Raw genomic sequence first — 13,242 nt, forward strand, 5'->3', positions numbered from 1 at the left:
AGTCTTGCCTCGGTACCGACCGTTCCGGACGAGGAGTGCCCATGCGGGGCTACTACACCCCTGACGAGATCCGAGCGGCCGAGGCGCCGCTGCTGACATCCCTGGCCGACGGCGCTCTGATGCGACGCGCAGCGCACGGACTCGCGGGTGTGGTGGTTGCGGAGTTGCGCGCGCGGACCGGGGGAGTCGCCGGGCGGGGGGTGTTGCTGCTGGTCGGTTCCGGGGACAACGGAGGTGACGCGCTCTGGGCGGGCACCTTCTTGCGTAAGCGCGGAGTCGCGGTCACCGCCGTGCTGTTGAATCCCGAGAAGGCGCATCGGGGCGGTCTGGCGGCTTTCCGGCGAGCGGGCGGACGAACGGCCCGCGCGATCGACGAAGTCGGCACGCCCGACCTGGTGATCGACGGGATCGTCGGAATATCCGGAAGGGGAGCCCTCCGCCCCGACGCGGCGGCTCTGGTCGCGTCCATGGAGGCGCCGATCATTGCTGCGGACCTGCCCAGCGGGGTGGACCCGGTGACGGGTGCCGTCGAGGGGCCCGCGGTACGGGCGGCGGTCACGGTGGCGTTCGGTGCGCTGAAACCGGTACATGTCCTGGCTGCGGCGCAGTGCGGGCGCGTCGAGGTGATACCCATCGGGTTGACGCTCGGTGATGCCGGGATCACGTCGCTCGATGCAACCGAAGTGGGAGAGGCATGGCCGGTGCCCGGTCCGCACGACGACAAGTATTCGCAGGGCGTCGTGGGCGTGGTCGCCGGGAGTGGGCAGTATCCGGGCGCGGGAGTGTTGTGCACCGGGGCCGCCGTCTCGGCCACGTCCGGCTTGGTCCGCTACGCAGGTCCGGGCGCGTCGGAGGTGCTGGCTCACTGGCCGGAGGTGATCGCGACGACGGACGTCGCGAAAGCGGGACGGGTCCAGTCGTGGGTGGTGGGTCCCGGTATGGGCACCGACGATGCGGCACGTCGTGCCCTGCGGACCGTGCTGGACACCGACGTTCCCGTCCTCGTGGATGCGGACGGTCTCACCCTGCTGGCCGAAGACCCCGGTCTGGTGCGCTCCCGGTCGGCGCCCACCCTCCTGACCCCGCATGCAGGTGAGTTCACACGCATCACCGGAAGCGATCCCGGATCGGACAGAGTCGCGGCCGCCCGGTCGCTGGCGGCGGAGTGGGGGACGTACATCCTCCTCAAGGGCCGCGCCACGGTGATCGCGGCGCCGGGTGGGCAGGTATTCGTCAACGAGGCGGGCGGTTCCTGGTCGGCCACGGCGGGTGCCGGGGACGTTCTGGCGGGCATCGTGGGTGCGTTGCTGGCCGCGGGGACAGTCCCGGACCGGGCGGCTGCGATGGGGGCACGCGCGCACTCGCTCGCGGCGAACGTGGCGGCTCGCGGTGGCCGGGGAGATCTCGCAGCGGGACGCGGGACGGCGCCGATCTCCGCCGGAAATCTGCTCGCTCATCTGAGGGAGTCGATCAGAGTTCTCCGTGCAGGTGTGTCACCCGAGGAAATGGCGGTCCATCGGTGAATGGCAGGATCGGAGGCATGACGCTTGCCGAAGCAGTACCGTCGGACGAACACGGCCGGGTCGAGCCCGCCGATTCCGCCCACGCGACGCCGGCCCCGCAGGCCGAAGCAGTGGTCGATCTGGACGCTATTGCGCACAACGTCGGAATCTTGCGCGAGAAAGCCGGCGACGCGGCAGTGATGGCCGTTGTCAAAGCGGATGGTTACAACCACGGCGCCGTCCCAGTGGCGCGCGCGGCGCTCGCGGCCGGTGCGGCGGAACTCGGCGTGACAACGGTCTCGGAGGCCCTCACGTTGCGCCGGGCAGGTATCGGCGCACCGATCCTCGCATGGCTGCACACCGTCGACGCGGACTTCGCCCCCGCTATTCGAGCGGACGTCGAGCTCGGGGTGTCGTCACCACGGCACCTCGCCTCCGTCGTGGCCGCGGCACGGGAGGTAGGCACCCCGGCGACCGTGACGATCAAGGTCGACACCGGATTGAACCGCAATGGCGTCGCGCCCGACGAGTTGGCGCAGGTTCTCATCGACTTGGCGCAGGCACAGGCCGAGGGCGCGGTTCGGCTCCGAGGCATCTTTTCGCATCTCGCTCACGCCGACGAGCCGCATCATGCGGTGATCGACGCCCAGTGTCACCGGTTGTCGAGCGCGGTGGCCGACGCCAAACGCCACGGACTGGTTCCCGAGGTGGTGCACCTGTCCAACTCCGCGGCCACTCTCACGCGCCCGGATCTTCGTTTCGACATGGTGCGCCCCGGCATTGCGATCTACGGACTGTCGCCAGCCCCCGAACTCGGCGAATTCGGGCTGCGTCCTGCGATGACTCTGCGTTCGCGCGTCGCGCTGGTGAAAAAGGTGGCTGCAGGTGAGGGCGTGTCCTACGGCCATCAGTGGATAGCGCCGCGGAACACCGTGGTGGCGCTGTTGCCGTTCGGGTACGCCGATGGGCTTCCCCGTTCGCTCAGCGGACGATTCGAAGTCCTGCTCGGTTCGGAGCGTCGGCCGGGCATCGGACGGGTGTGCATGGACCAGGTCGTCGTGGACCTCGGACCGGACGGCGGCGGCGTCCGGGAGGGCGACACCGCTGTCTTCTTCGGCAACGGCGATCACGGCGAGCCACACGCCCAGGAGTGGGCGGACAAGCTCGACACCATCCATTACGAGGTGGTGACCGGAGTGCGTGGGCGTACCGTGCGGACCTATGTCGGTGGGCGGTAGGTCTCGTGTCTGCCGAAGACAGAGTGCTGGCGGTGAGCGGGACCGTGGTGTTGCCGACAGCCGCCGACACCGAAAGATTCGGGCGTGATCTCGCCCGGGGATTGGCACCCGGGGATCTGATCATCCTCGACGGACCTCTCGGTGCGGGAAAGACCGCACTGACGAAGGGGATTGCTGCCGGTCTCGGTGTTCAGGGCAGAGTGACATCGCCCACATTCGTCATCGCCCGGGAGCATCGTCCGGGGGTTCGTCCCGGCGGCGGGACTCCGGTGGGCATGGTCCATGTGGATGCCTACCGTCTGGGGGGCAGCGGTCCGCACGCCTTGGACGAACTCGACGCCCTCGACCTCGACACCGACCTGGCCGAAGCGGTGGTCGTGGTCGAGTGGGGTGAGGGCATCGTCGAGCAGTTGGCCGACCGGCATCTCCGGGTGCGCTTGAGCCGCGAGCCCGAGTCGGATGTGCGCACCGCCGAGTGGGAGTGGATTTCCTGACGAGGTCCGGGGGGCGGGAGCCGTGCTGACGTGCGAGTACCCTCAGATACCGTGCTTGTTCTCGCCATCGATACGTCCACACCCGCCGTGACCGCCGGAGTCGTCCGGTTCTCGGCAGGATCCGCGCCCACTGACGCGGTGGACACGCTCGCGGTGCGCGTGACGGTCAACCCGCGCGCCCACGCCGAGGTCCTCACGCCGCACATCCTCGAGTGCATTACCGAGTCGGGTCACAGGCCGGCTGATCTCGACGCGATCGTGGTCGGGGTAGGCCCGGGACCGTTCACCGGCCTCCGGGTCGGAATGGCTACCGCAGCGGCTTTCGGTGACGCCCTGGGCGCACCGGTGTACGGAGTCTGCAGCCTCGACGCGATCGCCGCTCAGGTGCATGGCGAGCGGAATCTCCTCGTCGTCACCGATGCGCGCCGCCGGGAGGTCTACTGGGCCCGGTACTCGGCGGGCCGGCGGGTGGAAGGGCCCGGCGTGATCAAGCCCCGCGAGCTCGAGCCGATGCCGTCTGAGGTGGTGGCGGGGTCGCCGTCGCACGTCGACTTCTTCGACCTCCCGGTCGAACCCGTCGAAACACCCTCGCCCGCAGGTCTGGTCGAGGCTGCTGCGTCGGTGCTCGCCGGTGGGGACGTGCCGGAGCCGCTCGTTCCGCTCTATCTGCGACGACCGGATGCGGTCGAATTGGCGGATCGCCCGAAGTGACGTTCTCCATCGAACCCATGGTCGCCGCGGACGCCGAGCGGTGCGCCGAGCTCGAGCGCCTGCTGTTTGCGGGCGACGGACCTTGGAGCGCAGCTGCTTTCCGTGCCGAGCTCGCTGCGCCGCACGTGCGGTACGTGGTGGCGCGCACCGACACCGGGCGGGTGGTGGGATATGCCGGACTGGCCCTGCTGGGCAATCCTTCACATCCCGAAGCTGAGGTGCACACGATCGGGACCGACCCGCAGTACATGCGCCGGGGGATCGGCGGAGCGCTTCTGGCCGAACTTCTCCAACTGGCCGATGCGCGGGGCGGACCGGTTTTTCTCGAGGTGCGGACCGACAACGACGCGGCGATCGCACTGTATCGACGTGAAGGATTCGACATCGTGGGAACCCGAAAGCAGTACTACCAACCGAGCGGCGCGGACGCGTACACCATGCGTCGCGCCGGAGCGGGTGAGGAGCCGGTGCAATGATCGTCATGGGTATCGAAAGTTCGTGTGACGAAACCGGAGTCGGTATCGTCCGGTGGAACGGCGACGGTACGTGCGAGCTCCTCGCCGACGAGGTGGCCTCGAGCGTCGATCAGCACGCCCGCTACGGCGGGGTGGTGCCCGAAGTTGCGTCCCGCGCGCATCTGGAAGCAATCGTCCCGACGATGCGGCGTGCGCTCGCCGCCGCGGACATCAGCAAGCCGGACGCACTCGCCGTCACCATCGGTCCAGGACTCGCCGGGGCACTGCTGGTCGGTGTCGCCGCCGCGAAAGCGTACGCGGCCGCCTGGGATATCCCGTTCTACGCGGTGAACCACCTCGGTGGCCATGTGGCTGTGGATACCCTCGAACACGGACCGATGCCGTCGTGCGTCGCGTTGCTGGTGTCGGGTGGACACACCCACCTCCTGCATGTCGAGGATCTCGCGAAGCCGATCACCGAGCTCGGCACCACCGTGGACGACGCGGCGGGAGAGGCGTTCGACAAGGTGGCCCGCCTCCTCGGACTCGGATTTCCCGGCGGCCCCGCATTGGACGCCGCAGCGCGAGACGGCGATCGGGACGCGATTCCCTTCCCCCGCGGGATGACCGGGCCCAGGGACGCGCGGCACGACTTCTCCTTCTCCGGCTTGAAGACCGCGGTCGCGCGATATGTCGAATCCAAGGAGCGTGCCGGCGAGACCTATTCGATCCCCGACATCGCCGCCAGCTTCCAGGAAGCCGTGGCCGACGTCCTCACGATGAAGGCGGTACGCGCCGCCCGCGACACGGACGTGGACACGTTGGTACTCGGCGGCGGTGCCACCGCGAACTCACGCATCCGCTCGCTCGCCGAGGAACGGTGCGCCGAAGCCGGTCTCACGCTGCGCGTGCCGAAACCGCGGTTGTGCACCGACAATGGGGTCATGATCGCTTCGCTGGGAGCGCACATCGTCGCGGGGGGTGCAGCGCCGTCACTGCTCACCGTGGCGAGCGATCCTGGCCTCTCGGTGGCCACCAGTCAAGTATTCACCTGAAGGGGAAGACACTCGGGGGTGCGAATGCCGGAGTCGGCGCCACGGGCATCGGCGCCGGAACCACCGCAATTCCCTCTTCGGCGTCACCGATAGGCGGCAGCGGCGCGGGCGCGACTTCCGGCGGCGGTGGCAGTGGCGCACTCTCAGCGGGCGGTGCGCTCTCTCCAGGCAAGGGTGCGACTGGGCTCGGTTGATCCGGGGTCGACTCCCCGGGAACCTGCGGCCACAGGGGAGGAATAGCCGGCCATTCGATGTGCGGCCAATCCGGTTGAGTGGGATCGGTCGGAGGCCGGGGCGTCGGCGCGGGAGTGGTGGTCGGCGCCGGTGGTGTCGTGGTGGGAGGCGTTGTGCTCGTCGTGGAGTCGGGCATCCGGGCAGAGCTCCGATCCCACCCCGGGGACGACGACGTGGTCGGCCCACCCTGCTCCGGGGTGAAGTCCGACGTCGGTGTGGGATCGTACGACGGAATTCGCGTAGCAGCCGGTGTGTCCGTACTGGGCGCGTGCTGCTGCGACGTGTGGAAGGTGTCGCTCCCGGCGGGCGCGACATTGGGGTCGGGTGCCGGCGCGAGTTCACGAACTCCGTATCCCAGTACCAGTCCGCCCACCACCAACGCGCCGACGAGAGCGCCGGACACCTTGGCCGTCGAACTCGGCCGCGTCGACTCCGTGGGCGGGTACTGCTCGATCGCCTTGGACACGGCAAGGAGTGCGGCGCCTTTGGCGGTGGCGGTTTCCGGTTCGGGGACGGCGACGACACGGGCAGTGAAGGCCCTGCGCACAGCTGCCCGCAACGCGGGAATGTTCGCTCCGCCCCCGACCAGCGCGATGGCCTCCGGTGCGTGTGGTGAGTCCGCAATGGTGGATCGGACGAACTCGACAGCGACCCGAATCACCGGTGCCGCGAAGTCTTCGAAGGCGCTGCGACTGATCCGGATCGGCGCCATGCCCCGGAACTCGACGTCGACCGTGGCATTCAGGTCGGTCGACAGCTGCTCCTTCGCGACGCGGCAACGCTCCGAGAGCAGTTCGCGATCGAGGTGCCGCAGGTGGTGTGGGGTGGCGAGATTGGCGACGGCGTACTCGAACACGAGGTCGTCGATCGCGCTGCCGCTCACCTGTGTGGTGCGGTCGGCGTGCAGCACGGTGCCGTCGACCTGATCGACTACCGAGACCGACAAACCGGACTCGCCGAAGTCGACGATGGCGACCGTTGCGTGCTGGGCAATCTCACCGGTGTGGCGTAGGTACGTGAGGGTGGCAGCGGCTTCCGGCACGAGGTGCACACGATGCCGCTGCCTGCTGACAGCACTGCGAATCGAATGGGCTTGTTCCGGAGTGCGGTACGTGACGGCGAATGCGTCAGGGGTCGTGGGGTCGGCAGGCACTTGGGTGGTCATGAGGGAGATAGAGGAACGGACGAGGTCACCGAGGTCGGTGTGGGCCTCGTCGGCCGACAGGTATCGGAACTCGACGCTCTGCGAACCGTTGGAGTCGGTGGTGACGAGGGCGGAACCGACTCCGGCAGCACCCGTGGACATGCCCAAGGACATATTCATTCCACACACCCCCTCCCACATTGTCGCGTCGTGCCCTGCTGTCTTTCCCGGAACGCCCTCCACGAGAAGCATCCCTGCCCCATGAATCGGCGACCGTTACCCGAACGTTACAGAAATCTGGTGGCTTTCGCTCTCGAGTTTCGAGCCGACGAGACGAGGATGGCGCTCGATATCCGGTCCCACCTGCGCAGTTGTCCGGAGGAATTTCATGGGAAATGCCAGCGAGTTTCGCAACCTCGACCCGCGCGATCGTCGGCGGCTGCTGCGCCGCGGGCTCGTGCGCCCGGTCGCGACGGTTGCGCTCTGCGGCGTGGGCTACTTCGTGCTCCCGTGGACCTCGGTCGACGGCATCTCCACGATCACGCTCCTCGTGGGGGGACTGCTCGTCGTGCTGGTGGTCGCCGTGTGGCAGATCCGGCAGATTCTGCGGTCCGACGTGCCCACGCTGCAGGCCATAGAGGCGCTGGCACTGATTCTTCCCGTCTATCTGCTCGGCTACGCCGTGGGATACAGCCTGATGTCCCAGAGTTACCCGACATACTTCTCCGAATCGCTCAGCCGGATGGATGCCCTGTACTTCTCGTTGACGGTGTTTTCGACCGTGGGCTTCGGGGACATCACGGCGACGACCGATCCGTCGCGCGCTGTCGTCAGTGTCCAGATCATCGGGAACCTGATTCTCATCGGCGTCGGCATCCGCGTGGTGGCGGCAGCCGTCGGCTGGGCCCGTGGACGAAAGTGACTAACGACCCGACGACAGCAACAGTTCGACGTTGTGGTCGACGGAAGCGCCCAGCCGGACGGGGTCGGTGTGAATGTCGTTGAACGACAGCTCCCGATACAGAGAGGCGAGTCCGAGCGCGGACAGGTCCGTGTAGTCGACCGAGTACGGGCTGTCGGCTTCGAACAAGGTGGTGAGGATCGACACTGTGCCGTCGGCGTTGTCGACCACTTCGAGGATTCGCCCGTGCTGCGGAAAGTCGATGTGCGATGCGGTATTGACCTCCCAGAACGACTGTTCCGGTGTGGGTCCGGCCCAGGGAGTGATCCGGTTCTCGTGGGTGTGTCCGTTGACCCAGGCGAGCACGTTCGGGAAACGATGGAGCAGGCTCACCAATTGTGCGGCCGGAATTCGGGGTTCGGTCGGATTGGCCGGGTCTGGGACGAGGTTGTCCATGGTGGTGCTCGTGTGATGGCTGAAGAGGACGAACCAGGTGTCCGAACGCGACTGCGACACCCGGGCGCCCGCGGAGTCGTAGTAGACGCTGCTGCCGGCGAGTAGCGTGTCCTCGATCCAGCGGAACTGGGCGGCGCCCAATGAGCCGTCGACGAAACCGGCGTGATTGGTGGAATCCATGCTGATACCGACCACACCGGGAGCGATGTCGAAGGCGTAGTAGCCGATTCCCGTGTCACCTGCGTCGGGAGCGAACCCGTGGCCTACCGGGCCGGGGCCGGTGTTGGCCGGATCCAGATGGGCGGCGATGAACTGGCGTGGTGTGAACGGGGCTCGCGTCGGATCGGGGGTGACCACCCGCGGTGGCGTCGTGAAGGCGGAGAGGACGCCGGCGATGGCGCCGGGGTCGTACTTCGTCGCGATGTCGACCGCCTTCGCCTGCTCGGGCGATCCCGGAACCTCGAACTTCAGTGAACCGGTGTACATCGCGTCGAGCGGTGGGATGCCGCTGGGCACAGTGCCTTCGACGGAGTCTTCGTGATTCCCGAAGACGCAGTACCACGGCGTACGAAGCCCGGGGCTGGTGACGGGGTCGATCGCCGCACCGAGCAGGCCGGGAATTTCGGGGAAGCCGGCTTTCTTGTAGATGTCCTGGATCGGGGACTCCGGGTTCCAGTACAGATCCGCACCCGAATTCTGCACGCCCTCGTAGCGGTCGGGCGCACCGGTGTTGGGGACGATGGTGCCACCGTTGAGGGCGGTGAGAAACCAGCTCAACTCGGCGAACTCTTTGTTGTCGGTGTTGTCACCGGTGCTCACGACCGCGTCGAACGGCCGCTGGGTGTGGGGGCCGGCGGCGAGAGCGTTGACGCGGTGAACGAGGGCGACCAGCCCGTGCGCCGTGAGGGTTTCCTGCGGACGGAACGCGGAACCTGTGAAGGGGTGGACGTATTCGAACCGCACCGGGGACTGGGTATCGACGAGGTGGACGTCGGTGAGCTGCACGAGCGACGCGAGCGCGGTGCGGCGGTCTTCGCGGCCGTTCCGGGCCTCGGCGAGTTCGGTGCGCACGATCGTGGGCCAACCCGGACCCGCGCCGAGCTTGCGGTATCCGGACGTTCCCAGAGGGACGGCTGTCGCTTCGAGTGTGGTGCCCGCTCCGGAGGTGGGAAGGGGGGCGGCGCCTGCGTACTGCAGTCCCCACGGACGTCCGCTGATGCTCACCGCTCCGATGGCGCCGAGTCCGGCAATCGTGAGGAAGGTACGCCGGTTCATGTCAGACACCAGACGACCTTAGGCGACAACCCGTCCGGAGGGTGGGATTCCGCTGAGCGCGATCAGCCGGGGGCTCCTTCTTGAGCGTTGGCACTCTCACGTATAGAGTGCCAAGTGGCGCCGATCGAGCTCCGGCACCCGCGACGACGGGGCTGTGTGAAGTGCCGTAAACGGAACACTCAAACAGGTGTCCGAGGATGTTCCTCGGACCCAGATACCCCAAAGTGGAGGGCTCATCGTGGCGAGCGTCAACATCAAGCCGCTCGAGGACAAGATCCTCGTCCAGGCCAACGAGGCTGAGACGACGACTGCCTCCGGCCTGGTCATCCCCGACACGGCCAAGGAGAAGCCCCAGGAGGGCACCGTCGTCGCAGTCGGCGAAGGCCGCGTCAACGAGCAGGGCAACCGCATCCCGGTCGACGTCAAGGAGGGTGACACCGTCATCTACTCCAAGTACGGCGGAACCGAGATCAAGTACGCCGGTCAGGAATACCTGATCCTGTCGGCACGCGACGTGCTGGCTGTCGTCTCCAAGTAAGGCCATACGTGATCCGCCCCGGAGTCCCTACAGGATCCCGGGGCGGAGTGCGTTCACGCGCAGAACCCTGAAATCCAGGAGAAGACGGAACACATGTCCAAGCAGATTGAGTTCAACGAGACCGCACGCCGGTCTCTCGAGCGCGGGGTCGACAAGCTGGCCGACGCGGTCAAGGTGACCTTGGGTCCGCGTGGCCGCCACGTAGTACTGGCGAAGGCCTTCGGCGGCCCCACCGTCACCAACGACGGCGTCAGCATCGCGCGGGAGATCGACCTCGAGGATCCCTTCGAGAACCTCGGCGCGCAGCTGGTCAAGAGCGTCGCCACCAAAACCAATGACGTCGCGGGTGACGGCACCACCACCGCCACCGTGCTGGCTCAGGCCATCGTTCGCGGCGGTCTGAAGAACATTGCGGCAGGCGCCAACCCGATGGCACTCGGAGTCGGCATCAACGCCGCCGCCGAGAAGGTCGTCGAGGCGCTGCTCGCGGCCGCCACCCCGGTCGAGGGCAAGAAGTCCATCGCCCAGGTCGCCACGGTTTCCTCGCGTGACGAAGAGATCGGCGAACTGGTCGGCGAGGCGCTCACTCGCGTGGGCACGGACGGTGTCGTGACGGTGGAGGAATCCTCCAGCCTCGCAACCGAGCTCGTGATCACCGAAGGCGTCCAGTTCGACAAGGGTTACCTGTCGCCGTATTTCGTGACCGATCTCGACGCGCAGAAGGCCGTGTACGAGGACGCCCTCGTGCTGCTCTACCGCGAGAAGATCAGCTCACTTCCCGACTTCCTGCCGTTGCTGGAGAAGGTTGCCGAGAGCGGCAAGCCGCTTCTCATCATCGCCGAGGACGTCGAGGGCGAGGTTCTCTCGACGCTGGTGGTCAACTCCATCCGGAAGACGATCAAGGCCGTCGCGGTGAAGGCGCCGTTCTTCGGTGACCGTCGCAAGGCGTTCCTCGACGACCTCGCCATCGTCACCGGCGGTACGGTCATCAACTCCGAGGTCGGGCTGAGCCTCAAGGAGGCCGGACTGGACCTCCTCGGCAGTGCCCGTCGCGTCGTGGTCAGCAAGGACGAGACCACGATCGTCGACGGCGCCGGCACCGACGCCGACATCAAGGGCCGCGTCGCGCAGCTGCGCCGGGAGATCGAGAACACCGACTCCGACTGGGATCGCGAGAAGCTCGAAGAGCGTCTGGCGAAGCTGGCCGGCGGTGTCGCGGTCATCAAGGTGGGTGCCGCAACCGAGACGGACCTCAAGGAACGCAAGTTCCGCGTCGAGGATGCCGTCAACGCCGCCAAGGCTGCTGTCGCCGAGGGCATCGTTCCCGGTGGCGGATCGGCCCTCGTGCAGGCGAGCACCGAGCTGGTCGACAACCTCGGTCTGACCGGTGACGAGGCCACGGGCGTCAAGGTCGTGCGCGAAGCGCTGCAGGCGCCCCTGTTCTGGATCGCCAGCAATGCCGGTCTCGACGGTTCCGTCGTCACCAGCAAGGTCGCCGAACAGCCCAAGGGGCACGGCTTCAACGCCGCGACCCTCACCTACGGTGACCTGCTCGCAGACGGTGTCGTCGACCCCGTCAAGGTCACCCGCTCCGCTGTCGTGAACGCGGCATCGGTGGCACGGATGATCCTGACGACCGAAAGCGCTGTGGTCGAGAAGCCCGAAGAAGAGCAGGAGCAGACCGGTCACGGACACAGCCACTGAGGCGGTAGCCGCGAACCGATCGATGTCCTCATCTTTCGGCCGAAACGAAACCCCCGTGCGGATCTTCCGCGCGGGGGTTTCGTCGTGTCGCGGCCGTATTCCCGCCGACCCTGTTCGCTCAGCTCAGCGTGAGCACGGCGAACGGATTCGACGTCGGCTGTGGTGAGCCACCGGGCGGCTCGATGGTGAAGGCCAGCTTCGTCATCGAGCCGATGTCGTCGAGGACGACGGTGGTGGTCGGCAGGACGTCGTCCGGGGTCATCGTTCCGGCGGGGACCGGTGCGTCGCCGGACTCGGGCAGTAGCCACATCTGGTACACGCTGTCGGCGGCGGGCGGGACGACATCGTTCATGACGAGCACCGCGGCATCCTCGGACTTCGAGTAACTGGCCGTGGCGGAGCCGCCCCCGGGAATGGGAGTGCTCGACGACTGCATGTCCGCGGCCTGGAGTACCTGCTCGGCTACCGTCGGGTCGGGGCCCTCCGTGAGTTGCCGGGCGATGACGGTTCCACCTGCGAGTATTCCGACCGCAGCGGCGGCCGCCACCGCAATCCGCCAACGACGCCGGCGGTTGCGGTGGTGGTCGAGGTGGACGGGCGCATAGGTGTCGGCCCGCGCGTCCTGTCCGATCTGTTCGAGCAACCGGGCCCGCAGCTGGGGTGGCGGGGCGACGGCGCCCACCTCGCTGACCACGGCGAGGGATTCGCGAATTGCCTGTACCTCGGCGGCGAACGCGACTCGGGTGTCCTCGTCGGCGGCGGCGACCCGAGCGTCGAGTTCGCGGCGCTCCTGGTCGTCGAGCGCGTCCAGTGCGTACGGACAGGCCATGCCCAGAAGATCTTCGTTCATCTCACAGACCTCCCAGGCATCCACGAAGACGCGTCAACCCGTCACGTATACGGGTCTTCACCGTGGACAGGGCGACGCCCAGGTGAGCGGCGACCTCTCGATAGGTGCGTCCGTCGTAATACGCCATCGCGACCGATTCGCGTTGGGTGGCAGTGAGAGTGTCGAGGCACGCGAGTACCGATTGATGCTCGAGCCGGCGGGTGACCTCTTCGGTGACGTGATCGAACGGCCCCGAAACGGAGGTGCTCTCGTAGAGCGCCTGACGGTCGGTAGCCGCCTGTTCGGACCGCACACGGTCGACCGCCCGGCGGTGGGCGAGCGTCATCAGCCAGGACATCACCGAGCCGCGGCTCGGGTCGAAATTCGACGCGGTGTTCCATGCCTGAAGAAACACTTCCTGGGTGGTCTCCTCGGCGTATCCGGGGTCGCGCAGCACACGCAGGACCAGTCCGTGGACCCGGGCGCTCGTGCGGTCGTAGAGCTCCGCGAAGGCCTCGGCATCACCGCGCGCAACGCGGACCATCGCGTCACGAAGTTCCGCGTGCTCGGTGGCACGCACTGTAGCGGCATCGGCAGAGCCCACCGGGCACAGATCTTCGGCCGGTGAGATGCCCTCGTTGTGGGTCACGAACGCTCGTCTCGCTTCATCGAGCACCACGGTAGCGTGCATGTCCGGTCATCTCCT

General features: G+C 67.4%; 13 protein-coding genes. 9 read left to right on the forward strand and 4 right to left on the reverse strand.

All coding sequences use genetic code 11. From position 1 onward, the window contains the following. Window positions 1–41: 41 nt before the first annotated feature. From HYG77_RS27295 to tsaD, 6 genes are read left to right on the forward strand one after another with little or no spacing between them, the layout of a single operon-like run. A complete protein-coding gene (locus HYG77_RS27295) occupies window positions 42–1,523 on the forward strand; it encodes an NAD(P)H-hydrate dehydratase (protein ID WP_109331519.1) in 1,482 nt (493 codons plus the stop codon). 17 nt (window positions 1,524–1,540) lie between these two features. Next, a complete protein-coding gene (gene alr / locus HYG77_RS27300; protein WP_109331518.1) occupies window positions 1,541–2,740 on the forward strand; it encodes an alanine racemase in 1,200 nt (399 codons plus the stop codon). 5 nt (window positions 2,741–2,745) lie between these two features. Then, a complete protein-coding gene (tsaE, locus tag HYG77_RS27305) occupies window positions 2,746–3,234 on the forward strand; it encodes a tRNA (adenosine(37)-N6)-threonylcarbamoyltransferase complex ATPase subunit type 1 TsaE (protein ID WP_109331517.1) in 489 nt (162 codons plus the stop codon). A 51-nt stretch (window positions 3,235–3,285) separates the two neighbouring features. Next, window positions 3,286–3,945, forward strand: a complete 660-nt coding sequence (tsaB, locus tag HYG77_RS27310) for a tRNA (adenosine(37)-N6)-threonylcarbamoyltransferase complex dimerization subunit type 1 TsaB (protein ID WP_109331516.1) — start codon at window positions 3,286–3,288, stop codon at window positions 3,943–3,945. Continuing rightward, window positions 3,942–4,421, forward strand: coding sequence for a ribosomal protein S18-alanine N-acetyltransferase (gene rimI / locus HYG77_RS27315; protein WP_109331515.1), 480 nt, complete (start codon window positions 3,942–3,944; stop codon window positions 4,419–4,421). The genes tsaB and rimI overlap by 4 nt, the downstream gene beginning before the upstream one ends. Beyond that, complete coding sequence (tsaD, locus tag HYG77_RS27320; RefSeq protein ID WP_109331511.1) at window positions 4,418–5,455, forward strand: tRNA (adenosine(37)-N6)-threonylcarbamoyltransferase complex transferase subunit TsaD; 1,038 nt, start codon at window positions 4,418–4,420, stop codon at window positions 5,453–5,455. The genes rimI and tsaD overlap by 4 nt, the downstream gene beginning before the upstream one ends. On the opposite strand, the gene HYG77_RS27325 is transcribed toward tsaD, so the two are convergent. Then, a complete protein-coding gene (locus HYG77_RS27325; RefSeq protein ID WP_208961196.1) occupies window positions 5,448–7,013 on the reverse strand; it encodes an Hsp70 family protein in 1,566 nt (521 codons plus the stop codon). The genes tsaD and HYG77_RS27325 overlap by 8 nt on opposite strands. A gap of 208 nt (window positions 7,014–7,221) precedes the next feature. On the opposite strand from HYG77_RS27325, the gene HYG77_RS27330 reads away from it, so the two are divergent. Next, window positions 7,222–7,755 carry a potassium channel family protein gene (locus HYG77_RS27330; RefSeq protein ID WP_109331509.1) on the forward strand — a complete coding sequence of 178 codons (534 nt, stop codon included), beginning with the start codon at window positions 7,222–7,224 and terminating at the stop codon, window positions 7,753–7,755. Here the strand turns inward: HYG77_RS27330 and HYG77_RS27335 are convergent, their stop codons facing one another. After that, entirely contained in the window at window positions 7,756–9,474 is a 1,719-nt protein-coding gene (locus HYG77_RS27335) for a TIGR03767 family metallophosphoesterase (RefSeq protein ID WP_208961197.1), read from the reverse strand. Window positions 9,475–9,703: 229 nt separating this feature from the next. Here HYG77_RS27335 and groES point away from each other — a divergent pair, with 229 nt between their 5' ends. Further along, window positions 9,704–10,003, forward strand: coding sequence for a co-chaperone GroES (groES, locus tag HYG77_RS27340; RefSeq protein ID WP_003940763.1), 300 nt, complete (start codon window positions 9,704–9,706; stop codon window positions 10,001–10,003). 93 nt (window positions 10,004–10,096) lie between these two features. Beyond that, window positions 10,097–11,707: a chaperonin GroEL gene (groL, locus tag HYG77_RS27345; protein ID WP_109331503.1), complete on the forward strand. Its 1,611-nt coding sequence runs from the start codon at window positions 10,097–10,099 to the stop codon at window positions 11,705–11,707. 118 nt (window positions 11,708–11,825) lie between these two features. Here groL and HYG77_RS27350 read toward each other — a convergent pair whose 3' ends face one another. Further along, the gene (locus HYG77_RS27350; RefSeq protein WP_208961198.1) at window positions 11,826–12,557 is read right to left on the reverse strand and encodes an anti-sigma factor; all 732 of its coding nucleotides are present in this window, start codon (window positions 12,555–12,557) and stop codon (window positions 11,826–11,828) included. A gap of 1 nt (window position 12,558) precedes the next feature. Continuing rightward, window positions 12,559–13,227: a sigma-70 family RNA polymerase sigma factor gene (locus tag HYG77_RS27355; RefSeq protein WP_208961199.1), complete on the reverse strand. Its 669-nt coding sequence runs from the start codon at window positions 13,225–13,227 to the stop codon at window positions 12,559–12,561. Window positions 13,228–13,242 lie beyond the last annotated feature (15 nt).

The sequence above is a fragment of the Rhodococcus sp. ZPP genome, from assembly GCF_017656075.1.
Taxonomy (GTDB): domain Bacteria; phylum Actinomycetota; class Actinomycetes; order Mycobacteriales; family Mycobacteriaceae; genus Rhodococcus_F; species Rhodococcus_F oxybenzonivorans.